Consider the following 23903-nt stretch of genomic DNA (forward strand, 5'->3'; position numbering starts at 1 on the left):
GATGCCCACCGCCAGCTATGCCACCCGCCGCGGGGAACTTGAGACCTATTTCGACCGTACCGCGGCCAAGGCCTGGGAACGCCTGACCTCGGACGCGCCGGTCAGCGGCATCCGGGCGACCGTGCGTGCGGGCCGCGACGCGATGCGGGGCAAGCTGCTATCCTGGCTGCCGCCGGATCTGCGCGGCAAGCGCGTGCTGGATGCGGGCTGCGGCACCGGCGCGCTGGCGGTGGAGGCGGCGCGACGCGGGGCGGAGGTGGTGGCGGTGGACATCTCGCCCACGCTGATCGCGCTGGCGCAGGACCGCGCCGCGGGGCAGCATGGCGCGGGCTCCGCCAGCTTCCATGTCGGCGATATGCTGGACCCGGGCTTTGGTCGCTTCGACCACGTGGTCGGCATGGACTGCCTGATCCACTACAAGCCGGCCGATGTGCTGCGTGCTCTGGCCGGCCTCTCGGCGCGGACGGAGCGCAGCATCATCTTCACCTTCGCCCCGCGCAGCGCCTTCCTGATGGCCTTCCTCACGGTGGGGCGCCTGGTGCCGCGTGGCGATCGCTCGCCCGCCATCGTGCCGGTGGCGGAAGCCACGCTGCGGCGGCTGGTTAGCGGCGATGCCGCAATGGCGGGCTGGCATCCGGTGCGCACGCATCGCGTGGCCAGTGGCTTCTACACCTCCCAGGCTCTGGAGCTCGTGAAGCGATGAAGCGCCCCGGCAGGATCATCCGGATGTGGCAAGGCGTGGGGCCGCACCTGCTGCCCTTCGCCGCGGCCTCCTCGGAACGCCTGCCGATGGCGCGGCTGCTGCGACTGTCGCTGTTCCAGATCTCCTGCGGCATGGCGGCGGTGTTGCTCGTAGGCACGCTGAATCGCGTGATGATCGTGGAGCTGAGCGTCCCGGCCTGGCTGGTGGCCGGCATGGTGGCGCTGCCGCTGCTGTTCGCGCCGGCGCGGGCGCTGATCGGCTATCGATCGGACACCTACAAGTCGGTGCTGGGTTGGAAGCGCGTGCCCTATCTGTGGCTCGGCACCATCATCCAGTTTGGCGGATTGGCGATGATGCCCTTCGCCTTGCTGGTTCTTTCCGGTGACACCTGGGCTGAGCCATGGACTGGTCAGTTGGCGGCGGCAATCGCCTTTCTGATGACGGGCGCCGGCATGCATATGGTGCAGACAGTGGGCCTCGCTTTGGCCACCGATCTTACGCCGCGAGAGCAGCAACCCAATGTGGTGGCGATGCTGTCAGCCATGCAGCTCCTCGGCATGGTGCTGGCGGCACTGGTGTTCGGTGCGCTGCTCGCGGACTTCTCGCAGCTTCGGCTGATCCAGGTGGTGCAGGGCGCGGCGGCGCTGACCTTGGTGCTCAACCTGATCGCTGCCTGGCAGCAGGAAGCCCGCGATCCCTCGCGCACGGCACGAGGCGACGTGCCGGATCCGAGCTTCCGAGAGGCCTTTCGGACCTTGCGGCAGAGTGGGCCTTGGAACCGCCGCCTGCTCGGGGCAGGCATCGGAACGGCGGGCTTCACCATGCAGGATGTGCTGCTGGAGCCGTATGGCGGTCAGATTCTCGGCCTTTCGGTTGGCGCCACCACAGCGCTATCGGCGCTGCTCGCCGGCGGTGCCGTACTGGGCTTCCTGCGTGCTGCTAGGCGCCTGCGGCGGGGTACCGATCCGCATCTGGTCGCGGGCCATGGCGCGCTGTTCGGCATTCTGGGCTTCAGCCTGATCATCTTCTCCGGCGCCTTTGGCAGCAGCGCGGTCTTCGCAGGCGGCGTGATCATGATCGGCTTTGGCGCGGGCCTGTTCGGCCATGCGACGCTGACCGCCTGCATGCGCGCCGCGCCGCCAGACAAGGTCGGCCTGGCGCTGGGCGTATGGGGTGCGGTGCAAGCCACGGCGGCGGGCGGCGCCATCGCACTCGGCGGCGTGCTGCGGGATGTGCTGTCGGCCCTCGCTGTCTCGGGCGCGCTGGGCGAGGGGTTGAATCAGGCGGCAACGGGCTATGTTGCCATCTATCTGATCGAAATCGCGCTGCTGTTCGTGACGCTCGCCGTGGTCGGACCCTTGGTGCGCGCCCGCGGCCTGTCGCATCGTGAATCCGCCACCGGCCTTGCCGGCCAGGCGACTGTCTGATCCCAGGGAGTGGAGGCTCAAGAAATGCCCGGCGCACATCAGTTTGTTCAAATCGATTTGGCGGCAGGGCTGCTCTATGCCTTCTTCGCCTTCTTTTTCATTCTATGCCTGTGGCTGCATCGGGAGGGGAAGCGCGAAGGCTACCCGCTGATCTCCGATCGCCCGAGCCATCCTCTGCGCGTGCCGATCCAGGGCTTTCCGGGCGTACCGCCTGTCAAGCATTTCAAGCTGGCGCATCCCGATACCCATGCGCAGAACCGGCAGGAGCGGGATCTGACAGATCTGCTGGAGCCGGCCGATGGCTATCCCGGCGCGCCCTTGCTGCCGACCGGCGATGCGATGCGCGACGGCGTCGGCCCGGCCTCCTATGCCCAGCGCGCCGACGTGCCGGACCTGGCCTTCGATGACGGATTGCCCAAGATCATTCCGCTTCGCGCCGCGCCCGGCTTCGTCATTGGCGAGACGGATCCGGACCCGCGTGGCAAGCCGGTGGTGACGCTGGATGGCAAGATCGCCGGCGTCGTCGTCGACCTCTGGGTCGATCGATCGGAGATGATCCTCCGCTATCTGGAAGTGGAGGTCAGCGGTGGCGCGCGGCGCGTGCTGGTGCCGATGTTCCTGGCCACGATCAACGCCGCGGGCACGGTGCGCGTGATCTCCGTCACCGCCGCACAACTGGCTTCGGCGCCAGGTATCGCGCTGCCGGAGCAGATCACGCTGCTGGAGGAAGACAAGGTGTCCGCCTATTTCGGCGGCGGACATTTCTACGCCACCGCCGCGCGCAGTGAGCCGCTGCTGTGACGCCCCGGCCTGAAATCTCCGAGCATGATGGGGAAGTCGTCCCCGGATTGCCCGGCCCTCTGCCGGCTGGCGAGAGCATTTTGTGGCAGGGCGCACCGGGCTGGCAGGGCGTGGCACGCCGCGCTTTGTTCGTGCGCGGTGTCGCCATCTACTTTCTTCTGCTCGCGCTGCTGCGTGGAGCCGATCTGACCGCGAGCGGCGCCGGCCTTACGCAGGCGTTGGGCGGTGCGCTGCTGCTGGTGGTGATCGGTGCGGTGCCGGTTGCGCTGCTGTTACTGTTCGCGGCGCTGTCGGCGCGCAGCACGCTTTACACCATCACCACACGGCGCATCGTGATGCGGGTGGGCGTGGCGTTGCCAATGACCATCAACGTCCCCTTCGCGGTGATCGAGTCGGCCGGGGTGATCCGCCAGGCCGATGGGACCGGCGACATCGTAGTGAAGGTCATGTCGCCCCATCGCGTGTCCTGGATGGCGCTCTGGCCGCATATCAGCCCGTTTCGGCTGGCTCGGCCCGAGCCGATGCTGCGCGCGCTGGTGGATGCGGATGAGGCGGCGCAGATTCTCGCCCGGGCGCTGGCCGCCTCGGCGGAGCGCCCGGCCCCTGCGCTCGTCGCCGCGGATAAGCGCGTGCCGGATCGTGCCGAGGCGATGGCCTGAAGGGAGGGGAGCATGGCGCAGACCTTGTCCGAAAATCCGCTGCTGCGTCGCCCGGCCTTGATCTGCAGCGCCATGGTGGCGGCAACGCTGGCCTTTGTGCTCGCAACGCCCCTGCAGCAACATGGCCATGATGGTGCTGCGTCGGTGGCGTTGGTGCAGCGCGATCTGTTCTTCGCGGACCGCGCCGATGGGGGCGTCACCATCACCGATTCCCGTAGCGGCGCCGATGTGGCGGTGCTTCAGCCCGGCGAGGGCGGCTTCGTGCGCGGCACGCTGCGCAGCCTGGTGCGGGAACGGCGGCGGGAGCAGATTGGCACGGCCACACCGTTTCGGCTTACCGCCTGGCAGAATGGCCGGATCACGCTGGAAGACCAGGCCACGGGTCGTGAGCTTGATCTGAGCGGCTTCGGCCAGACCAATGCGGAAGCTTTCGTGCGTTTCCTGACCAACAAGGAGTAACCAGGATGAACGGCCGCTGGGGAGTGGGCCGGGCGATCTTCGGTAGGGAAGAATCCTTCGAAGTGCCCTGCACAGTGGATATCGAACGAACCGCCGACAGCTTTCATGCCTATGCGGTACCGGAGGGTGTGTTTCTTCGCCCGGGCGATCGGGTGATCGTGCATGGCACGCCGGATCACGTGGCCTTTGGGGAACGCATGCGCTTCGAGACGCGCGCGACCGTGCTGCGCGCCGGTCCGCTGACGCGTTTCTGGACGCAGTGGGTGGCGATCTTCGAACTGACAGAATTGTACCACTGCGGCTTCGAGCCGAAGGAGGACATGGCATGGAACGCTTGATCCTCGACGAGGCGGCGCCGATCGGCACGCCGGGCGGCCGCCCCGGTGCCGGCGGCATCGCCACCAAGATGGCGCTGACCGAGACGGTGCTCTCACCCCGCTTCTACACCACCGATTTCGCGGCGATGGACCGCATCGATATCTCTGCTGTGCGGCAGCAATGGGATGCGATGATGGCGGAGTTCCAGGCCGATCCGAACAAGGGGCACTTCACGCGAACCGAGGAATTCGACCGGTTTGACATCAAGGCGCTGCCGGAGCCGTTGCAGAAGGAACTGTTGGAGTTTCTTGTCAGTTCCGTCACAGCGGAATTTTCCGGATGCGTTCTCTACGCCGAGATCAAGAAGCGCGTCACGAATCCCGATATGAAGGACATCTTTGGCGTCATGGCGCGGGATGAAAGCCGGCATGCGGGCTTCATCAATGACGCGCTGAAAGATGTCGGCGTCGGCGTCGATCTCGGCTTTCTGACTAAGGCGAAGAAGTACCACTACTTCCAGCCCAAGTTCATCTTCTACGCCACCTACCTGTCGGAGAAGATCGGCTACGCCCGCTACATCACCATCTTCCGCCAGTTCGAGCGCCATCCGGAGCTTCGCTTCCACCCGATTTTCAAGTGGTTCGAGAACTGGTGCAATGACGAGTTCCGCCATGGGGAGGCCTTTGCCCTGCTGATGCGGGCCAATCCGCATCTGCTTTCGGGCGTCAATGTCTACTGGGTGCGGTTCTTCCAGCTCGCCGTCTTCGCGACCATGTATGTGCGCGATCATGCGCGGCCGGAATTCCACAAAGCCCTCGGCATGACGCCAACGGAATACGACATGAAGGTGTTCCGCATCACCGAGGAGATCTGCCGCCAGGTTTTCCCGGCGACGCTGGATGTGGACAATCCCAGCTTCCTGCGGGGCCTTGAAAGGCTGCGCCGGATCGGGGAGGGGATCGCGGCGGCGAAGGCGCAAGGTGGCGTGCTCGGCGGCCTGAAGCGCGCGGGGCTGACGGCGGCGGCGGCCGCCAGCTTCGCGCGGTTGTATCTGCTGCGTCCGCGCCGCCAGGCCCTGCCGGCCGATCCGCGCCTCCAGCCGGCCTGGTAGCGGCATGGCCGAGCATGGTCTGCCCGCGCTGTTCACCTTGTTCATCTGGTGGTTCAGCACGGGCGTCATCCTGTACCTGGATGGGCTGCGGCGGGAGACCTTCCGCTGGACCATGCTCGGGGCCACCGTGTTGCTGCTGGCGGCGCTCGCCGGCCTGCAGGTCGTGGCCTGGGATGTGACCATGCGCGGTGCCTATCTTGGCTTCTTCTGCGCGCTGCTGATCTGGGCCTGGGTGGAGATGGCCTTCCTTACGGGCATGGTCACAGGGCCGCGTCGCATCGCCTGTCCCGAAGGGGCGCGCGGCTGGGTTCGGCTGCGCGCGGCGGTGGCGGCGATCCTGTGGCACGAGCTGGCGATCATCGCCGGCCTGGTCGCGATCGCGGCGGTCAGTTGGGGGGCGCCGAACCAGTTCGGGCTGTGGACCTTCCTTGCCTTCTGGATCATGCGTCTGAGCGCCAAGCTGAATGTCTTCCTCGGTGTGCGAAATCTGGCGGAGGCGTTTCTGCCGGAACATCTGCGCTACATGGAAAGCTTTTTCCGCAGGCGGCGCATGAATGCGCTGTTCCCGCTCTCCGTTCTCGCGGGCATACTGGCCTGCGTGATGCTGGCCAGGGCGGCCATGGCCGGCGATGCCTCGCCGCACGAGGCCGTCGGCTATTCATTGCTCACCACACTGGTGGCGCTCGGATTGATTGAGCATATTTTCATGGTCATGCCCGTGCCGGCAGATGCACTCTGGCGCTGGGGGCTTGCCTCACGCAAGGGACGGCCAGCGCCGTCGCCCGTGACGTGATAGGGTGCGAGCCAACGCACCAGGGACAAAGACCGGCCATAGGGGGTCCGCGATGAATTACGAATCCTTCTTCCGTTCCCAACTCGACACCCTTCGGCGTGAAGGCCGCTATCGCGTCTTCGCCGATATCGAGCGTCAGGCCGGGCAGTTCCCCAAGGCCATGCGGCACCGGAACGGGAAGACCACGGAAGTCACCGTCTGGTGCTCCAACGACTATCTCGGCATGGGACAGCACCCCAAGGTGCTCGCGGCGATGCACAAGGCGCTGGACCAGCATGGCGCGGGCGCCGGCGGCACGCGCAATATCTCCGGCACCAATCACGAGCATGTCCTGCTGGAGCGCGCTCTGGCCCGGCTGCATGGCACTGAGGACGCGCTGTTGTTCAATTCGGGCTACATGTCCAACTGGGCGTCTCTTTCGACGCTGGCGGGGCGGATGCCCGGCTGCGTTATTGTCTCCGATGAGATGAACCACGCCTCGATGATCGAGGGCATGCGCCATTCCCGCGCCCAGCGCCGCATGTTCCGGCACAATGACATGGCGGATCTGGAACGGGTCCTTTCCGAGATCGACCCATCCGCGCCGAAGCTGGTAGCCTTCGAGAGCGTCTATTCCATGGATGGCGACATCGCCCCCATCGCGGCCATCTGCGACATCGCCGAGAAGTACGGTGCGATGACCTATTGCGACGAGGTCCATGGCGTCGGGCTCTATGGGCCGAATGGCGGTGGCATCACCGATCGCGACGGCGTGGCGCATCGGCTGACGGTCATTGAGGGAACTCTGGCGAAGGCCTTCGGGGTGATCGGCGGCTATATCGCCGGCTCCGCCGCCATGTGTGACTTCGTGCGCAGCTATGCCAGCGGCTTCATCTTCTCCACCGCGCTGCCGCCGGCCATCGCCGCGGGCGCGCGCGCGTCCATCGAGCATCTGATGGCCAGCGATGTGGAGCGCGTGCGGCTGCATGAGCGGGCGGCAACACTCCGCCGGCGGCTGGATGCGATCGGTGTGCCGCATCTCGACAATCCCAGCCATATCGTGCCGGTGATGGTGGGCGATCCGGTGGTTTGCAAGGCGATCAGCGACATTCTGCTGGATGATCACGGTGTCTATGTGCAGCCCATCAATTATCCCACCGTGCCGCGCGGTACGGAGCGTCTGCGTATCACGCCGAGCCCGGTGCATAGCGACGCCGACATGGATCGGCTGGTGGAGGCGCTGTCCGCCGTCTGGTCGCAGTTCAGCCTGCAGCGAGCCGCTTGATGGATATCGGCACCACGGCGGTCGCGGCACACAGCCGGGCGGCATCGCGGCCCGTCTTCCCCTTCGCGGCCATCGTGGCGCAGGAGGAGATGAAGCTGGCGCTGCTGATTGCGGCGGTCGATGCCTCGGTCGGCGGCGTGCTGGTCTTCGGCGATCGTGGGACCGGCAAATCGACGGCAGTGCGCGCCCTGGCGGCGCTGCTGCCGCCGATGCGCGCCGTGGCTGGCTGCCGTTTCGGCTGCGATCCGGGGCGTCCCGCGGACCTATGCGAGTCCTGTCGCGATTCGACGGAACTCGTCGCCGTGAGCGTGCCCGTGCCCGTCGTCGATCTGCCGCTTGGCGCGACGGAGGACCGTGTGGCGGGCGCGCTGGATATCGAACGTGCCCTGGCGCATGGCGAAAAGGCGTTCGAGCCGGGGCTGCTGGCCCGCGCGCATCGTGGCTTTCTCTATATCGACGAGGTGAATCTGCTGGAGGATCACCTGGTTGATCTTCTGCTGGATGTCGCGGCCTCGGGCGAGAATGTGGTGGAGCGGGAAGGCATCAGCATCCGCCATCCCGCACGTTTCGTGCTGGTGGGCAGCGGCAATCCGGAGGAAGGGGAGCTGCGGCCGCAATTGCTGGACCGCTTCGGCCTTTCGGTGGAAGTGCGTACCCCGACCGACCTCGCCACCCGTGTAGAGGTCATCAAGCGGCGTGATGCCTTCGAGCGCGATCCTACTGCCTTTCTCGCCCTGTGGGAGGTGGAGGCGGAGGCGGTGCGCGAGCGCATTCTGGCGGCGCGGGCGCTGCTGCCCGGGGTCGCCGTGGCGGATGCGGTGCTGGAGGATGCGGCGCGGCTCTGCATGGCGCTCGGCACCGACGGGCTGCGCGGAGAGCTGACACTGCTGCGAACAGCGCGGGCGCTGGCGGCGTTGGAAGGCGATGCAGCGGTGACCGTGGCGCATTTGCGCCGGATCGCGGCGCCCGCCCTGCGCCATCGTCTGCGCCGCAATCCGTTGGACGAGGCCGTGGCAACCACGCGCGTCGATCGCGCGGTGGCGGAGTTGTTCGGGTCATGACCGAAAGCGCCGCGCCCGCACCCGGCATGGATGGGGCGCGCGCGGCGTTGCTGCTGGCGGTTGATCCGGAAGGGCTGGGCGGCGCCGTGCTGCGCGGGCCGCCGGGGCTGGCGCGGGAGGCCTGGCTGGCCGCGCTGCGGGATTCGATGCCGGCGGGCACGCCCTGGCGCCGCCTGCCGCTGGGCATTCCGGATTCGCGCCTGCTGGGTGGGCTCGACCTGGCCTCGACACTCGCCACCGGCCGCGCCGTCGCGGAACGCGGCGTGCTGGCGGAGGCCGATGGCGGCATCGTTCTGGCCGCGATGGCGGAACGGCTGGCGCTGGGCACGGCGGCGAAGCTGGCCGCGGTGCTGGATGGTGGCGAGGTGTCGGTGCAGCGCGATGGCCTCGCTCTGTCCCTGCCGGCGCGTATTGCCCTGTTGGCGCTGGATGAAGGGCTGACGGCGGAGGAGACTGTTCCAGCCGCGCTGTCCGAGCGGCTGGCTTTCTGGCTTGAGCCCAATGACCTGTCCCTGGATTCTGTGGATGTGACCGCCGCGCGCGCCCTGTTGCCGCGGGTCGCGGTGCCGGAGACGCTGTTGCCGGCGCTTTGCGCCGCGGCCCTTGCCTTCGGCATCCATTCGATGCGCGCGCCGCTTTTCGCGCTGCGGGCCGCCCGAGCGTCGGCGGCGCTGGAAAGGCGGGACATTGTGGACCAGGCCGATGCGGCGCTGGCGGTGCGGCTGGTGTTTGGGCCGCGCGCCACGCAACTGCCGTCCGAATCGCCGCCCGAATCTGAGCCTGCTCCGCCGGAACCCTCGCCGGAGACACAGGCGGAGTCACCACCCGAGGCGCGGCCGGATGCCGCCATGATGGAAGACATCCTGCTCGCCGCGACACGCGCCGCGATGCCGGCGGGTCTGCTGGCGGCACTTGGCGCGGGCGTGCGGGAGTCGGCGCGCCGTGCGGCGGGTGCGGAAGGGCGTGCGGGCCAGCGAAGGCTCTCTGCGCGGCGTGGCCGTCCCATCGGCACGCGCCCCGGCACGCTACGCGATGGCGCGCGACTGTCGCTGATCGAGACGCTGCGCGCCGCCGCGCCCTGGCAGCGCCTGCGCCGCCAACAGGCGTCCGGCGGGCCGCTGGTGCGCGTGCGGCGCGACGACATCCGCCTGCTGCGCTTTCGCCAAACCACCGAAACCACCGCGATCTTTGCCGTCGATGCCTCTGGCTCCGCCGCCCTGGCGCGGCTCGCGGAGGCCAAGGGCGCGGTGGAGGCGCTGCTGGCGGATTGCTATGTGCGGCGCGACCGCGTGGCGGTGGTGGCTTTTCGTGGCCGTGCGGCGGAGCTGCTGCTGCCGCCGACGCATTCCCTGCTGCGCGCCCGCCGCAGCCTCGCCGGCCTGCCCGGCGGTGGCGGCACGCCATTGGCCGCCGGACTCGACGCGGCTATGGCGCTGGCGGAGGAGGCGCGGCGCAAGGGCCGCACGCCCTTGCTTGTGCTGCTGACCGATGGCCGCGCGAATGTCGCGCGCGACGGCCGGACGGGGCGCGCGGTGGCGGAGGCGGATGCGCTGGTCGCGGCGCTGCCACTGCGGCTGTTCGGCCTCGCGACGCTACTGGTCGATACCGCGCCGCGCCCAGGCCCCTTTGCGCGCCAGCTCGCCACCGCCATGGGCGCGCGCTATCTCGCCCTGCCGGCCAGCGATCCCGCGCGGCTCTCCGCCGCCGTCACCGCCACCAACCGGGCGGCGGCGTGATGGCCGATCGCCCCAACTGGCAGATCGACGGACGGGACTGGCCGAACCGCGCGGCCAGCCGCTTCGTCACGGCCGCCGGGCTGCGCTGGCACGTGCAGGTGATGGGGGATGGGCCGGTGCTGCTGCTGCTGCATGGCACCGCCGCGGCGACCCATTCCTGGCGCGACATGCTGCCACTGCTGGCGCGCCATTTCACCGTGGTGGCGCCGGATCTGCCGGGGCACGGCTTCTCCGATCCGGTCCCGACGGCGCGGCTGTCCCTGCCGGGCATGGCGGCCTCCGTCGCCGCGCTGCTCGATGTGCTGGAACTGCGGCCGGTCCTGGCGGCGGGCCATTCGGCGGGGGCGGCGATCCTGCTGCGGATGGCGCTGGATGGGCGCATCGCACCGGGCGCGATCCTCAGCCTGAACGGCGCCTTGCAGCCGCTGGGCGACCGCCATGCGGCGTTTTTCACCCACGCGGCGCGGCTGTTGGTCGGCCTGCCCTTCGTGCCCAGCCTGTTCGCCTGGCGCGCCGCCGATCGCGCGGTCGCCGAGCGGCTGCTGCGGGACACCGGCAGCCGAATCGACGCGCGCGGCGTGGATCTCTATGCGCGGCTGTTCCGGCATTCCGGGCACCTCGCCGCCGCGCTTGGCATGATGGCGCATTGGGACCTGGTGCCACTGCTGCGAGACCTGCCACGGCTGGTGCCGCGGCTGGTGCTGGTGGTGGGGGAGGGTGATCGTGCCGTGCCGCCCGCGCAGGCGCAGGCTGTGCGGCGCCGCCTGCCTTCGGCGCGTATCATCGCTTTGCCAGGTCTCGGCCATCTGGCGCATGAGGAACGGCCCGCCGAGGTCGCGGCGCTGATCCTGGCGGAACGGCCGGACACCACCGCGGAGTTGGCGGCATGACGGATCTCAGCGCCGCGGACCTCGCCGCCTGCCGTGTGCTTCTCGCCGGCGGATCGAAATCCTTCCGTGCCGCCTCGCGCCTTCTGCCCGCGCGCATCGCGACGCCGGCCGCCGCGCTTTACGGATTCTGCCGCGTCGCCGATGACGCGATCGACGAGGCGCCGGACCCCGCCGCCGCCCTGCCGGCCTTGCAGGCGCGGCTGGATGCGATCCTGGCCGGGCGTCCCAACCATCACCCAGCCGACCGCGCATTTGCTGTCGTTGTCAGGGATTTCGCCATTCCGCGTGCCCTGCCGGCAGCCCTGCTCGAAGGCTTCGCCTGGGATGCGGCTGGGCGGCGCTATGCCGATCTGGCGGCGCTGGAGGGCTATGCCGCGCGCGTCGCCGCTTCGGTCGGCGTCATGATGACGCTGCTGATGGGCGTGCGCGATCCGATAGCCCTGTCGCGCGCCTGCGACCTGGGCGTGGCCATGCAATTGACGAATATCGCCCGCGATGTCGGCGCGGATGCGCGGATGGGCCGGCTGTATCTGCCGCTGGATTGGATGGCGGAAGCCGGTTTGGATGCCGGGGCCTTCCTCGCCGCGCCGCGCTTCACCCCGGCGCTGGGCGATGTGGTGCGACGGCTGCTGCGCCATGCCGATACGCTTTATGCGCGGGCGGAGCAGGGCTTTGCCTATCTGCCCTGGGATTGTCGCGCCGGGATTGGCGCGGCGCGGCATGTCTATGCGGCGATCGGCCGCGTGGTGGAAAGCCAGGATGGGGATTCCGTCACCCGCCGTGCCGTGGTGAGCCGCTCCGCCAAGGCGCGCTTGATGGCGCTTGGGGTAACGGCGCTCGCCGCCCGCCCCGCCCGCCATCCCGCGCCACCCTTGCCGGCGGTGCGCTTCCTGGTGGAGGCGATCGCCGCGCAGCCCGCCGCGCCGAGTTTGGCGGACCGCATCGCCCGCGCCGTCGCATTGTTCGACCGGCTGGCGGAGGATGCGGGACTCGGGCGGTTGGCGCGATAGGCCGCCTTCAGCGCGCCACCACCAGGCGGTAGAGATGCCAGGTTGCGTGGCCCAGCACCGGCAGGACCACAGCAAGCCCGATGAACAGCGGCAGCGATCCGAGCAGCAGCAGCACGGCGACGATCAGACCCCAGGCCGCCATCGGCACCGGGTTCATGGCCACCGCCCGCAGCGACGTTCCGACCGCCTCTCCGAGGCCGGTGTTTGGCCGGTCCAGCAGCAGCGGGAAGGACACCACCGTCAGTGCCAGCACCGCAGCCGCGAAGCCCAGACCCACCACATGGCCCAGCAGCAGCATGCGCCGGCCTTCCGCCGTGCCGAAGACCTGTCCCAGCAGGGCCTGCGCGCCAGTCCCTTCCGGGGCCAGCATGCCGAGCGTGGCGGCATGGATCGCATGCGCCGCCCAGATCCAGCCGAGGAACAGCCCGACCAGCATCAGGCCGAGCAGCAGGATCGCGGGCAGGGACGGCGCGCGCAGCACGGTGAAGACGTCGGACCAGCGGGCGGGCAGCCCGGCCTCGCGTCTGCGGCTGATTTCGTAAAGGCCGAGCGCGGCAATGGGACCGATGAGGGCGAAGCCGGTGGCCATCGGGTAGAAGAGGTGCATCACCTCCCCGCCCGCGGCCAGCGTCGCGGCCACAAGTCCGATTAGGGGATACAGCACGCAGAGGAACATCAGCTGCGTCGGCGCCGCGAGGAAATCCGCCCAGCCGCGCCGCAGCGCCGTGGCCAGGTCGGGCAGGCCGATGCGGCGAAGGGCCGGGGCGGCCTCTCGCAAGGCGTGGGTGGTGGTCAAGACCTCAGCCATCGTTCGCTTCCCCCTATCTGGGTTCCGCGGACGGCCCGGTGCCGGCGATGTCCGGCATGGACCCCGCGATTGTCATCTATGCATGACAGTGGCGCGCGCCCTCTCAAGCCCGCGTGATCGATTGATGGTTGACTTGTGTGTCAAGAAAAGATGACAGTCACGACTGACAAGCCGGGATGACAATCAAGCCGGGCACAGGTCGGGGAGAGCTCCCATGGATGCCGTATCGCGCATCGAATCCAGCCTGGCGGATGCCGTGCTTTACGCGGAGGCCGCTGGCGCCCCGCTGCGCCTCGCCGCCGCGTTGCGACATGCCGTGTTTCCACGCGGCGGGCGCATTCGCCCGCGGCTGACCCTGGCGGTGGCCGCGGCCTGTGGCGATGACCGCCCGGCCTTCTCCTCCGCCGCCGCGGCCGCGATTGAGCTGCTGCACTGCGCCAGCCTGGTGCATGACGACCTGCCCTGCTTTGACGATGCCGCAACGCGGCGGGGCAAGCCCAGCGTACACCGCGCCTTTGGCGAACCGCTGGCGGTGCTGGCCGGAGATGCGCTGATCGTGCTGGCCTTCCAGACCCTGGCGCGGGCCGCGCCGGCAGCGCCCGAGCGGCTGGGGCCGTTGCTGCTGGCTGTGGGCGATGGCGTCGGCGTGCCCTTCGGCATCGTCGCGGGCCAGGCCTGGGAATGTGAGCCGCGCGCCGATCTTTCCGAATATCAGCGCCAGAAGACCGGCAGCCTTTTCGCCGCCGCGACCATCGCCGGCGCCACCGCCGCGGGCCATGCCGAGCCCGAGTCCTGGCGCCTGCTCGGTGACCGGCTGGGGGAGGCCTATCAGGTGGCCGACGACCTGCGCGACGCGGTGGAGGATGCGGAGACGCTCGGCAAGCCGGTGGGTGTCGACAAGGCCTTAGGCCGGCCGAGCGCCGTGGCGGAATTCGGGTTGGAAGGCGCGGTGGCGCGGCTGCGCGCCTTGTCCGACCAGGCCGTGGCCGCGGTGCCCTGCTGCCGAGGCCAGGCCGCGCTGCGCAGGTTGATGCTGGCGGAGGTGAAGCGGCTGGTGCCGCAAAAGCTCGCCACCCTGGCGGCGTGAAAACCGTCTCGCCCTCGGTGCCGGTCAGCGCCGGCCTGCTCGACCGCCTGCGCGGGTGGCGGGAGGCAGTCACGGCCGATCCACGCTTTCGCGCCTGGGCTGCGCGCTTTCCCCTGACACGCCCGATGGCACGACGCCGGGCGCGCCAGCTGTTCGATATCTGCGCCGGCTTTGTCTATGCGCAGGTGCTGACCGCCTGCGTGCGCCTCAACCTGTTCGAGATCCTGCATGAGGCGCCGGCCAGCGAGTCCGCGCTGGCGCATCGTCTGGCGCTGACGCCGGAGGCCACGACACGCCTTCTGGAAGCCGCGGCCTCGCTGGAGCTCACGCATCGTCGCGCCGATGGGCGCTGGGTTCTGGGGCCGCTTGGTGCGGCGATGATCGGCAATCCCGGCATCGCCGCCATGGTGGACCATCATGCGCTGCTCTACGCCGACCTCGCCGACCCGGTGGCGCTGCTGCGACGCGAGCGCGGTGGCAATGCGCTTTCCGGCTACTGGGCTTATGCCGGCGCGGAGGCGCCTGCCGCGCTGCAAGGCACGCAGGTGGCCGACTATTCCGGTCTGATGGCGGCATCACAGCCGATGGTCGCGGCGGAGGTTCTGGCCGCCTATGATTTTCGCCGCCATCGCGCGCTGCTGGATGTCGGCGGCGGAGAGGGCGCCTTCCTCGCGGAGGTGGCGCCCAGCGCGCCCGATCTGCGCCTGATGCTGTTCGATTTGCCGCCGGTGGCGGCGCGCGGCCAGGTGCGTCTGGCCACACGGGGTTTTGGCGCGCGGTCAAGCGTGTTCGGGGGGGATTTCACCGCCGATTCGCTGCCGCGGGGCGCCGACCTCATCAGCTTCGTGCGCGTGCTGCACGATCATGACGACAAGGTGGTGATGCATCTTCTGCGCAGTGCGCGGGCCGCCCTGCCGGCTGGTGGACGGCTGCTGATCGCCGAGCCGATGGCCGGCACGCCGGGCGCGGAGCCGATGGGCGAGGCCTATTTCGGTTTCTACCTGCTCGCCATGGGGCGCGGCCGGCCACGCCGTGCCGAGGCGCTGCAGGCGATGCTCAGCGAGGCCGGTTTCGCCCGGAGCCGCGCCCTGCCGACACCGACGCCGCTGCTGGCGCGCGTGCTGATTGCGGATGTCAGCGCCGCATGACGTTTCGAGTGTCAGTTTAGCTTGACATAGCTATACGTCAGGCTAGGCTGACACGTAACGAAAGGGAGCGGTGCCAAGGTGGACACCACGGCTGTCGTGCTGGAAGCGCCGGAACGCCTCGTTCTGAGCCGCCTCGAACTCTCGCCGCCCGTTGCGGGCGACGTGGTGGTGGATGTGGACTGGAGCGGCATCAGCACCGGCACCGAGCGTCTGCTGTGGTCCGGCCGCATGCCCACCTTCCCGGGCATGGGTTACCCGCTGGTGCCTGGCTACGAATCCGTGGGCCGCGTGATCGAGGCGATGCCCGGCGCGGGATTGCCTGTCGGTGCAAGCGTCTTCGTGCCGGGTGCGCGCTGCTTCGGCGACGTGCGCGGCTTGTTCGGCGGGGCCGCGTCGCGGCTGGTACTTCCGGCGACGCGTGCCGTGCAGATCGATGATGCGATGGGTGAGACAGGCGTGCTGATGGCGCTGGCGGCCACCGCGCAACACGCCATCGCCGCGGAACTGCCCGAACTGATTATCGGCCATGGCGTGCTCGGCAGGCTGCTGGCGCGGCTGGTGGTGGCGGCGGGTGGAACGCCCACGGTGTGGGAAACCAATCCGGTGCGTGCCGATGGCGCCGAAGGCTACAGCGTGCTGACGCCGGAGAATGACAGCCGGCGCGACTATCGCAGCATCTGCGATGTCAGCGGTGACAGTGGCCTTCTGGACAGCCTGGTGCAGCGCCTGGCGCCGGGCGGCGAGATCGTCCTCGCCGGCTTCTACAGCGCGCCGCTGAGCTTCGCCTTTCCGCCCGCCTTCATGCGCGAGGCCCGTATCCGCGTGGCGGCCGAATGGAAGACGCCGGATCTGGTGGCCGTGCGCGCCTTGCTCGATGCCGGGCGGCTTTCGCTGGACGGGCTGATCACGCATCGGCGTGACGCACAGGCCGCGCCCGATGCCTACCGCACCGCCTTCAACGACCCCGCGTGCCTCAAGATGATTTTGGACTGGAGAGCATGCTCATGAACGCACAGACCGGTTTGCACGTGGCCTCGGCCCAACAAAGCATGGCAGATGCGCTGCGCGCGGAAGCGGAGCAGGAGCCGGATGCGGTGGCGACGGGGCCTGTGAAGAAGGAAACGCAGATCATCGCCATCTACGGCAAGGGTGGTATCGGCAAGTCCTTCACGCTGGCGAATCTCAGCTACATGATGGCGCAGCAGGGCAAGCGCGTGCTGCTGATCGGCTGCGATCCGAAGTCGGATACCACCAGCCTGCTGTTCGGTGGCCGCTCCGTGCCCACCATCATCGAGACCTCGTCGAAGAAGAAGGCGGCGGGTGAGGCGGTGAAGATCGGCGATGTCTGCTTCAAGCGCGACGGCGTCTTCGCCATGGAGCTCGGCGGGCCGGAAGTGGGCCGCGGCTGCGGCGGGCGCGGCATCATCCACGGCTTCGAACTGCTGGAGAAGCTCGGCTTTCATCAGTGGGATTTCGACTACGTCCTGCTCGACTTCCTGGGCGATGTGGTCTGCGGCGGCTTCGGCCTGCCGATCGCACGGGACATGTGCCAGAAGGTGATCGTGGTTGGCTCCAACGACCTGCAGTCGCTCTACGTGGCGAACAACGTCTGCAGCGCGGTGGAATACTTCAAGAAGCTCGGTGGCAATGTCGGCGTGGCCGGCATGGTCATCAACAAGGATGACGGCACCGGCGAGGCCGCGGCCTTCGCCAAGGAAGTCGGCATTCCGGTGCTGGCTGCCATCCCCGCCGATGACGACATCCGCCGCAAGTCGGCGAATTATGAGATCGTTGGCGTGCCCGGCGGCCAATGGGCCAGCGTCTTCGAGGAACTCGCCTTGCAGGTCGCCGGCGCACCGCCGATGCGGCCCTATCCGCTGACGCACGAGAACCTGCTGAACTTGTTCAAGGGCGATGCGGTTGGCCGCGGTGTGGTGCTGGACCCGGCGACGATGGAGGACATGTGCGGCGCCGAGGTGCTGAACAAGCCGTCCCTCGAAGTCGTCTATGAGGGCGCCTGAGTCATGACCGAGACCGCCGCCTGCCACGGAGGCCGTGAGACATTAGAGGCCGCCGCGCGCGCCGCAGGCAAGTCTCTGGTCATGGACGAGCTGACGAAGAACTACCCGCGTGGCCCGCATGACCAGCCGCAGAGCATGTGCCCGGCCTTCGGATCGCTGCGCGTGGGGCTGCGGATGCGGCGCACCGCGACCATTTTGTCGGGCAGCGCCTGCTGCGTCTATGGCCTGACATTCACCAGCCACTTCTACGGCGCCCGGCGCACGGTGGGCTACGTGCCCTTCAACAGCGAGACGCTGGTCACCGGGAAACTGTTCGAGGATATCCGGGATGCGGTGACGGAGACGGCGAAGCCGGAAGACTACGACGCCGTCGTCATCATAAATCTCTGCGTACCCACCGCCTCCGGCGTGCCCTTGGACTTGCTGCCGAAGCAGATCAACGGCGTGCGCATCATCGGCATCGACGTGCCGGGCTTTGGTGTGCCGACGCATGCGGAGGCCAAGGATGTGCTGGCCGGCGCCATGCTGCGCTATGCCCGTGGTGAGGCCGAGGCCGGTCCCGTGGCGCGGCCGCGGCAGATGGTCGATGGCGAGCGGACCGTCGCGCTGATCGGCGAGCTGTTCCCGGCGGACCCGATGGGTGTGGGTGCCATGCTCGCCCCGATGGGGCTGACGGTGGCGCCTCAGACGCCAGCGCGCGAATGGCGCGACCTCTATGCAGCACTCGATTGCGAAGTGGCCGCCGCTGTCCATCCCTTCTACACCGCCAGCATCCGCGAATTCCGTGCCGCTGGTCGACCTGTCGTGGGCTCCGGCCCCGTGGGGTACGACGGAACGGCGGCCTGGCTGGACGCCATTGCGCGCGCCACGGGTACCACTGCGGCGCAGCTCGACGCGGCCAAGGCACGCGCGCTGCCGGCGATCAAGGCGGCGCTGGAAGCCGCGCCGATCGCCGCGCGCATCACCGTCTCCGGCTACGAAGGCTCCGAACTGCTGGTGGCGCGGCTGATGGTCGAGGCGGGTGCCGAGGTGCCCTATGTCGGCACGGCCTGCCCGCACACCGAATGGTCCGACGCCGACCGCGAATGGCTGGAGGCGCGCGGCACGCATGTGCAGTACCGCGCCAGCCTGGAACAGGACATGGCGGCGATGCGGGAGGTGAAGCCCGATCTCGCGCTGGGCACCACGCCGCTGGTGCAGAAGGCGAAGGAGCTCGGCATCCCCGCGCTCTATTTCACCAATATGGTCTCCGCGCGGCCGCTCTTCGGCGCGGCGGGTGCAGGCTCCATGGCCAGCATCGTCGCCGCGCAGACCAAGGGGCGCGAACGTTTCAGCCGCATGGTCAGCTTCTTCGAGGGCGTCGGCACGCCGGATGGCGCAGGCTACGGCTTCCGCGACAAGCCGGTGGACCCGCCGGGCTTCCGGGAACGCCAGCGCAAGATCCAGGCCGCCAAGGCGAAAGCCGAAGAATCGGTGGGAACCTGAATCATGCTCGTCCTCGATCACGACAGGGCTGGCGGCTATTGGGGCGCGATCTACGCCTTCTCCGCCGTGCGCGGATTGCGGGTGGTCATCGACGGCCCCGTTGGCTGCGAGAACCTGCCGGTCACCGCCGTGCTGCACTACACCGATGCGCTGCCGCCGCATGAACTGCCGGTGGTGGTGACGGGGCTCGATGAGGACAGCCTGTCCAAGAACGGCACCGAGGATTCCATGCGCCGCGCCGCCGGCACGCAGGACCGCGAGTTGCCGGCCGTGGTCGTCACCGGCTCCATCGCCGAGATGATCGGCGGCGGCGTGACGCCGCAGGGCAGCAACCTGCAGCGCTTCATCTGCCGCACCATCGACGAGGATCAGTGGCAGGCGGCTGATCGCGCCATCATGTGGCTCTGGACCGAATTTGGCGCCCGCGGCCGCAAGATGCGCGCACGCAACCCGAAGCTCGGGCCGACGCCGCGTGTCAACATCATCGGTCCCATCTACGGCACCTTCAACATGCCCTCCGATCTCGCCGAGATCCGCCGCCTGGTGGAAGGCATCGGCTGCGAGGTGAACTTGGTCTTCCCGCTCGGAAGCCATGTCGAGGACATCGCCAAGCTGCCGGATGCGGATGTGAACATCTGCATGTATCGCGAATTCGGCCAGAAGCTCTGTGAGGAGCTGGAACGCCCCTGGCTGCGCGCGCCGATGGGCCTGTTCGCCACCACCAACTTCCTGCGCAAGCTGGGTGAGATGACGGGCCTCGACCCCGAACCCTTCATTGAGCGGGAGAAGCACACCACCATCAAGCCGATCTGGGACCTGTGGCGCAGTGTCACCCAGGACTTTTTCGCAAGCGCCAGCTTCGCAGTCGTCGCGACGGATACCTACGCACGTGGTTTGCAGCGTTTCCTTGGCGAGGAGATGGGCGTGCCCTGCGCCTTCGCCTTCAGCCGCAAGCCCGGCGAGAAGCCGGACAATGCGGCGGTGCGCGAGGCGATGAAGAAGTCGCCGCCACTTGTGCTCTTTGGCAGCTTCAACGAGCGCATGTATGCGGCGGAGCTGAAGTCTCGTGCCATGTACATCCCAGCCAGCTTCCCGGGTGCGATCATCCGCCGGGCCACCGGTACGCCCTTCATGGGCTATGCCGGCGCGACCTATATCGTGCAGGAATATTGCAACGCGCTGTTCGATGCGCTGTTCCACATGATCCCCCTCGGCACCGATCTAGACCGCGTCGAACCCACGCCCGCGCGTGCCGCTGAGACCTGGGAAGACGATGCCGTCGCCTTGCTCGATGCGCATGTCGAGGCGGAGCCCTTCCTGCTGCGCATCTCCGCCGCCAAGCGTCTGCGGGAGGCGGTGGAACGCGCCGCCCGCGCAGCGGGCGAGCCGCGCATCCTGCGCGAACGCGTGCAGCGCGAACTGGGCGACCTCGTCGCGCATCAAGTTGCGGAGGGCGTCGCGTGATGCGGCCCCTGCATCCTTCCGATCCCGCCAGCCGCGCCAAGCGGTTTGCGGATCGGCTTCGGCGGTATCCCGCCAAGTCCATCCCAGCCGCGCGGGATCAGCGCGGTGGCGGCCGAAAGGCCAGTTGGAGGTCAAGTTGATGGCCGAAGGTTCGAAGACCGGCCTGACCGAAGGCGAGGCGCGAGAGATCCATTCCCTGTTGATCCAGGGTTGGGCTTTCTCCGTCTTCGCCTCGATGGGCGCGCATATCCTGGTGTGGCTGTGGCGGCCGCTGGTTTACGGCAACCAGATCGTCCCGCCGGATTGGCGCTTCTTCTGAGGCGCCAGACCCTGCGAGAGAGAGGAGACAAAGACAATGCATAAGATCTGGATGGTGGTGGACCCGCGGCGATCGCTGTTCCTGGCGATGGTCGGCGTGATCGCCGTGTCGGGGCTGCTGCACATCGTGGTGCTCAGTTCGCCCCGTTATTGCGACCACTGGGGCTGGTGCGCGACGCCGGCGACCTTCACCCCGGGGCAACCGGTCGGAACCCTGCGCTAGCAGGGCGAAGACGGCGTTGTCGGGTCGCGGGTGGGGTTGGCAGTGCAGATCCCACCCGCTGCCCGGGACGGTGTCACAGGCGGGTACTACGCAGCCCGCCCATTTGGGAGCGTCATGCGATGGCGATACTGACTTTCGAGCGGAAATATCGCGTCCGCGGGGGCACCCTGGTGGGCGGCGACCTCTTCGATTTCTGGATAGGCCCGTTCTGGGTTGGGTTCTTCGGGGTGACCACGGCCTTCTTCACCTTCATCGGTGTCGGCCTGATCCTGATGGGCGCGGCGATGGGCGGTACCTTCAACCCGTGGCTCATCAACATTGCGCCGCCAGATCTCAGCTACGGTCTGCGTCTCGCGCCCATGGCGCAGGGTGGGTTGTGGCAGGCGATCACGGTTTGCGCCATCGGCGCCTTCGTGTCCTGGGCGCTGCGCCAGGCGGAAATCTCACGCAAGCTCGGCATGGGCTATCACATCCCGATCGCCTATGGCGTCGCGGTGTTCGCCTATATCACGCTTGTTGTCATTCGGCCCGTGCTGATGGGCGCCTGGGGGCATGGATTTCCCTACGGCATCTTCAGCCATCTCGATTGGGTCTCGAACGTCGGCTACCAGCATCTGCATTTCCACTACAACCCGGCGCATATGATCGCGGTGACCTTCTTCTTCACCACGACTCTGGCGCTGTCGATGCATGGTGGCCTGGTTCTGTCGGCCTTGAACCCCGCCAAGGGCGAGGTGGTGAAGACCGCGGAACATGAGAACACCTATTTCCGTGACCTGATCGGCTACTCGATCGGCACGCTCGGCATCCACCGCCTCGGCCTTTTCCTGGCGCTGTCGGCCGGGTTCTGGAGTGCCGTGTGCATCGTCATCAGCGGACCGTTCTGGACGCGCGGCTGGCCCGAATGGTGGGGCTGGTGGCTCAACCTGCCGATCTGGCGCTGACGGGGAAGGGGAGAAACGCAGATGCCTGAATATCAGAACCTCTTCACCCGCGTGCAGGTCCGGGGCCCAGCGCCCTATCCCGGCACACCGATGGGCGATGGCCAGCTCATCGTCGGCAACACTGTTCGCGAAGGACGGGGCGGCTTCGTCCACCTGTTCGGTCGCATCGGTGATGCGCAGATCGGCCCGGTCTATCTCGGCACGCTTGGCGTTCTGTCCCTGGTCTTCGGCTTCATCGCCTTCGAGATCATCGGGCTGAACATGCTGGCCTCGGTGAACTGGAATCCCGTGCAGTTCGTCCGGCAGCTCTTCTGGCTGGCGCTGGAACCGCCGTCAGCGGAGTATGGGCTGCGCATCCCGCCATTGCGGGAGGGTGGCTGGTGGATTGTCGCGGGCTTCTGCCTGACGGTATCCATTCTGCTGTGGTGGGCACGTACCTATCGCCGCGCCAGGGCGCTCGGCATGGGCACTCATGTGGCCTGGGCCTTCGCCGCCGCGATCTGGCTGTACCTGGTGCTCGGCTTCATCCGCCCCGTGCTGATGGGGTCCTGGAGCGAGGCGGTGCCCTTCGGCATCTTCCCGCATCTCGACTGGACCGCCGCATTCTCCATCCGCTACGGCAACCTGTTCTACAATCCGTTCCACGCGCTTTCGATCGTGTTCCTCTATGGCTCGACGCTGCTTTTCGCGATGCACGGCGCGACCATCCTGGCGCTCGGTCGCTACGGCGGTGAGCGGGAGATCGAGCTGGTGCTGGATCGCGGCACGGCGGCGGAACGCGGTGCGCTGTTCTGGCGCTGGTGCATGGGCTTCAACGCCAGCTTCGAAAGCATCCATCGCTGGGCCTGGTGGTTCGCCGTGCTCTGCCCGCTGACTGGCGGCATCGGCATCCTGCTGACGGGCACCGTGGTGGACAATTGGTACCTCTGGGCCGTGGAACGCCATTTCGCACCGGCCTATCCGCAGCTTTGGGCCCCGGTCCTCGACCCCGCCCTGACGACGGGAGCACCGCGATGAGCCTCACGGCACGGGTTGGCCTGGTCTTCGCCGCAGCGCTCTGCGTCGTGATCGTGCTGATGACCTTCGAACGTCCGCCGGTTCGCGCCACGCAGGTGGGCTTCCGCGGTGTGGCGATGGAGCAGGTGGTGAATCCGCGCACGCAGGCCGTGCGCCTCGCCGCCAACCGCATTCCGGAAGCGCCGGAGGCCGCGGATACGGAGGGTGAGAAGGCCCGCGAGATCTATGAGAACGTCCAGGTCCTGGGCGAGCTCAGCGTCGCGCAGTTCGGTCGTATCATGCAGGCGATGACCGAATGGATCGCGCCGGAACAGGGCTGCGCCTATTGCCACAATGTGGAGAACATGGCCTCCGACGAGATCTACACCAAGGTGGTGTCGCGCCGCATGTTGCAGATGACGCGGCATATCAACGCGGATTGGACACCCCATGTGGGTACCACCGGCGTCACCTGCTACACCTGCCACCGTGGCCGCCCGGTTCCGGCGGAGGTCTGGGCCTCGGTGCCCCTGGCGCAGAATGGCTTGCAGGCGCCGCGCGGGCAGAACCACCCGTCGGCTGTGGCCAATGACAGCTCCCTGCCCGGCGAGCCCTTCACGCCCTTCCTGCTTCAGGACAATGAGATCCGTGTGATCAGCACGGCATCGCATCCGGCGGGCAACCAGGCCAATATCATGGGCACGGAATGGACCTATGCGCTGATGATGCATATGTCCGAAAGCCTCGGCGTGAACTGCACCTTCTGTCACAACAGCCGGTCCTTCGCGAACTGGTCCGCCAGCCCGCCGGCTCGGTTGAATGCCTGGCATGGCATCCGCATGGTGCGGGATCTGAACAACGCCTATGTCGTGCCACTGACGCCGCTCTGGGCTGCCAATCCGCGTGGTCCGGCGGAAGGGCCGCATATGCCGCGGCTCGGTGTCGCGGGCGATGCGCTGAAGGTGAACTGCGCCACCTGCCATCAGGGCGCCAACCGGCCCTTCTATGGCGCACCGATGCTGCAAGACTATCCCGAGCTGGGGCTGGTGAGCCAAGGGCCGTTGCGCGCCGCCTCGGCCACGCCACAGTGATCGCCAGCGCCGCCCCGGTGGGCGTGCGCGGAAACGGGCAGGCCGGTCTCGCAGCGATGCGTGGCCGGCCTTGCCGCATTCCCAGG

25 protein-coding genes are annotated in these 23903 nt (G+C 68.1%); 24 read left to right on the forward strand and 1 reads right to left on the reverse strand.

Annotated elements, in window-relative coordinates; translation table 11 throughout:
* The first annotated feature begins 1 nt into the window (after position 1).
* Genes bchM through ACVFYP_RS15475 form a run of 13 tightly spaced genes read left to right on the forward strand, consistent with a single transcriptional unit; the run spans position 2 to position 12232 of the window.
* Complete coding sequence (gene bchM, locus ACVFYP_RS15415; RefSeq protein ID WP_499201072.1) at positions 2 to 703, forward strand: magnesium protoporphyrin IX methyltransferase; 702 nt, start codon at positions 2 to 4, stop codon at positions 701 to 703.
* On the forward strand, positions 700 to 2130 hold the full coding sequence (locus ACVFYP_RS15420; RefSeq protein ID WP_499201073.1) for a BCD family MFS transporter: 1431 nt from the start codon (positions 700 to 702) through the stop codon (positions 2128 to 2130). The genes bchM and ACVFYP_RS15420 overlap by 4 nt, the downstream gene beginning before the upstream one ends.
* A gap of 24 nt (positions 2131 to 2154) precedes the next feature.
* Positions 2155 to 2931 carry a photosynthetic reaction center subunit H gene (gene puhA, locus ACVFYP_RS15425; RefSeq protein ID WP_499201074.1) on the forward strand — a complete coding sequence of 259 codons (777 nt, stop codon included), beginning with the start codon at positions 2155 to 2157 and terminating at the stop codon, positions 2929 to 2931.
* On the forward strand, positions 2928 to 3590 hold the full coding sequence (gene puhB / locus ACVFYP_RS15430) for a photosynthetic complex putative assembly protein PuhB (RefSeq protein ID WP_499201075.1): 663 nt from the start codon (positions 2928 to 2930) through the stop codon (positions 3588 to 3590). Before puhA ends, puhB begins: the two co-directional genes overlap by 4 nt.
* A gap of 12 nt (positions 3591 to 3602) precedes the next feature.
* Complete coding sequence (gene puhC, locus ACVFYP_RS15435) at positions 3603 to 4049, forward strand: photosynthetic complex assembly protein PuhC (RefSeq protein WP_499201076.1); 447 nt, start codon at positions 3603 to 3605, stop codon at positions 4047 to 4049.
* Positions 4050 to 4054: 5 nt separating this feature from the next.
* Positions 4055 to 4387: an O2-dependent cyclase accessory protein gene (locus tag ACVFYP_RS15440; protein WP_499201077.1), complete on the forward strand. Its 333-nt coding sequence runs from the start codon at positions 4055 to 4057 to the stop codon at positions 4385 to 4387.
* Positions 4375 to 5478 (forward strand): magnesium-protoporphyrin IX monomethyl ester (oxidative) cyclase, encoded by a 1104-nt coding sequence (acsF, locus tag ACVFYP_RS15445; RefSeq protein WP_499201078.1) that lies wholly within the window; start codon positions 4375 to 4377, stop codon positions 5476 to 5478. Before ACVFYP_RS15440 ends, acsF begins: the two co-directional genes overlap by 13 nt.
* A 4-nt stretch (positions 5479 to 5482) precedes the next feature.
* Positions 5483 to 6271 carry a putative photosynthetic complex assembly protein PuhE gene (puhE, locus tag ACVFYP_RS15450; RefSeq protein ID WP_499201079.1) on the forward strand — a complete coding sequence of 263 codons (789 nt, stop codon included), beginning with the start codon at positions 5483 to 5485 and terminating at the stop codon, positions 6269 to 6271.
* 52 nt (positions 6272 to 6323) lie between these two features.
* Positions 6324 to 7535 carry a 5-aminolevulinate synthase gene (hemA, locus tag ACVFYP_RS15455; protein WP_499201080.1) on the forward strand — a complete coding sequence of 404 codons (1212 nt, stop codon included), beginning with the start codon at positions 6324 to 6326 and terminating at the stop codon, positions 7533 to 7535.
* On the forward strand, positions 7535 to 8596 hold the full coding sequence (gene bchI / locus ACVFYP_RS15460; protein WP_499201081.1) for a magnesium chelatase ATPase subunit I: 1062 nt from the start codon (positions 7535 to 7537) through the stop codon (positions 8594 to 8596). The genes hemA and bchI overlap by 1 nt, the downstream gene beginning before the upstream one ends.
* On the forward strand, positions 8593 to 10332 hold the full coding sequence (locus ACVFYP_RS15465; RefSeq protein WP_499201082.1) for a magnesium chelatase subunit D: 1740 nt from the start codon (positions 8593 to 8595) through the stop codon (positions 10330 to 10332). The genes bchI and ACVFYP_RS15465 overlap by 4 nt, the downstream gene beginning before the upstream one ends.
* On the forward strand, positions 10332 to 11222 hold the full coding sequence (bchO, locus tag ACVFYP_RS15470) for an alpha/beta fold hydrolase BchO (RefSeq protein ID WP_499201083.1): 891 nt from the start codon (positions 10332 to 10334) through the stop codon (positions 11220 to 11222). Before ACVFYP_RS15465 ends, bchO begins: the two co-directional genes overlap by 1 nt.
* Entirely contained in the window at positions 11219 to 12232 is a 1014-nt protein-coding gene (locus ACVFYP_RS15475) for a phytoene/squalene synthase family protein (RefSeq protein WP_499201084.1), read from the forward strand. The genes bchO and ACVFYP_RS15475 overlap by 4 nt, the downstream gene beginning before the upstream one ends.
* 7 nt (positions 12233 to 12239) lie before the next feature.
* Here the strand turns inward: ACVFYP_RS15475 and ACVFYP_RS15480 are convergent, their stop codons facing one another.
* Positions 12240 to 13040: a DUF2189 domain-containing protein gene (locus tag ACVFYP_RS15480; protein WP_499201085.1), complete on the reverse strand. Its 801-nt coding sequence runs from the start codon at positions 13038 to 13040 to the stop codon at positions 12240 to 12242.
* Between the two features lie 214 nt (positions 13041 to 13254).
* Between ACVFYP_RS15480 and ACVFYP_RS15485 the strand changes: the two genes are divergently transcribed.
* The 11 genes from ACVFYP_RS15485 (at position 13255) to pufC (ending at position 23817) form a co-directional block, all read left to right on the forward strand.
* Entirely contained in the window at positions 13255 to 14127 is an 873-nt protein-coding gene (locus ACVFYP_RS15485; protein ID WP_499201086.1) for a polyprenyl synthetase family protein, read from the forward strand.
* A gap of 125 nt (positions 14128 to 14252) precedes the next feature.
* Complete coding sequence (locus ACVFYP_RS15490; RefSeq protein WP_499201087.1) at positions 14253 to 15275, forward strand: methyltransferase; 1023 nt, start codon at positions 14253 to 14255, stop codon at positions 15273 to 15275.
* Between the two features lie 78 nt (positions 15276 to 15353).
* Positions 15354 to 16283 (forward strand): chlorophyll synthesis pathway protein BchC, encoded by a 930-nt coding sequence (bchC, locus tag ACVFYP_RS15495; RefSeq protein WP_499201088.1) that lies wholly within the window; start codon positions 15354 to 15356, stop codon positions 16281 to 16283.
* Positions 16284 to 16324: 41 nt separating this feature from the next.
* Positions 16325 to 17296 carry a chlorophyllide a reductase iron protein subunit X gene (locus ACVFYP_RS15500; protein WP_499201089.1) on the forward strand — a complete coding sequence of 324 codons (972 nt, stop codon included), beginning with the start codon at positions 16325 to 16327 and terminating at the stop codon, positions 17294 to 17296.
* A 3-nt stretch (positions 17297 to 17299) separates the two neighbouring features.
* Positions 17300 to 18781: a chlorophyllide a reductase subunit Y gene (bchY, locus tag ACVFYP_RS15505; RefSeq protein WP_499201090.1), complete on the forward strand. Its 1482-nt coding sequence runs from the start codon at positions 17300 to 17302 to the stop codon at positions 18779 to 18781.
* A 3-nt stretch (positions 18782 to 18784) separates the two neighbouring features.
* Complete coding sequence (gene bchZ / locus ACVFYP_RS15510; protein WP_499201091.1) at positions 18785 to 20245, forward strand: chlorophyllide a reductase subunit Z; 1461 nt, start codon at positions 18785 to 18787, stop codon at positions 20243 to 20245.
* 139 nt (positions 20246 to 20384) lie between these two features.
* Positions 20385 to 20564, forward strand: a complete 180-nt coding sequence (locus ACVFYP_RS15515) for a hypothetical protein (RefSeq protein ID WP_168034689.1) — start codon at positions 20385 to 20387, stop codon at positions 20562 to 20564.
* Between the two features lie 36 nt (positions 20565 to 20600).
* On the forward strand, positions 20601 to 20786 hold the full coding sequence (gene pufA / locus ACVFYP_RS15520; RefSeq protein WP_499201092.1) for a light-harvesting antenna LH1, alpha subunit: 186 nt from the start codon (positions 20601 to 20603) through the stop codon (positions 20784 to 20786).
* A gap of 119 nt (positions 20787 to 20905) precedes the next feature.
* Positions 20906 to 21730, forward strand: coding sequence for a photosynthetic reaction center subunit L (gene pufL, locus ACVFYP_RS15525; RefSeq protein WP_499201093.1), 825 nt, complete (start codon positions 20906 to 20908; stop codon positions 21728 to 21730).
* 21 nt (positions 21731 to 21751) lie between these two features.
* Complete coding sequence (gene pufM, locus ACVFYP_RS15530; RefSeq protein ID WP_499201094.1) at positions 21752 to 22747, forward strand: photosynthetic reaction center subunit M; 996 nt, start codon at positions 21752 to 21754, stop codon at positions 22745 to 22747.
* On the forward strand, positions 22744 to 23817 hold the full coding sequence (pufC, locus tag ACVFYP_RS15535; protein WP_499201095.1) for a photosynthetic reaction center cytochrome PufC: 1074 nt from the start codon (positions 22744 to 22746) through the stop codon (positions 23815 to 23817). Before pufM ends, pufC begins: the two co-directional genes overlap by 4 nt.
* The last annotated feature ends 86 nt before the right edge of the window (positions 23818 to 23903 follow it).

It is taken from the genome of Roseomonas sp. F4 (assembly GCF_053891155.1).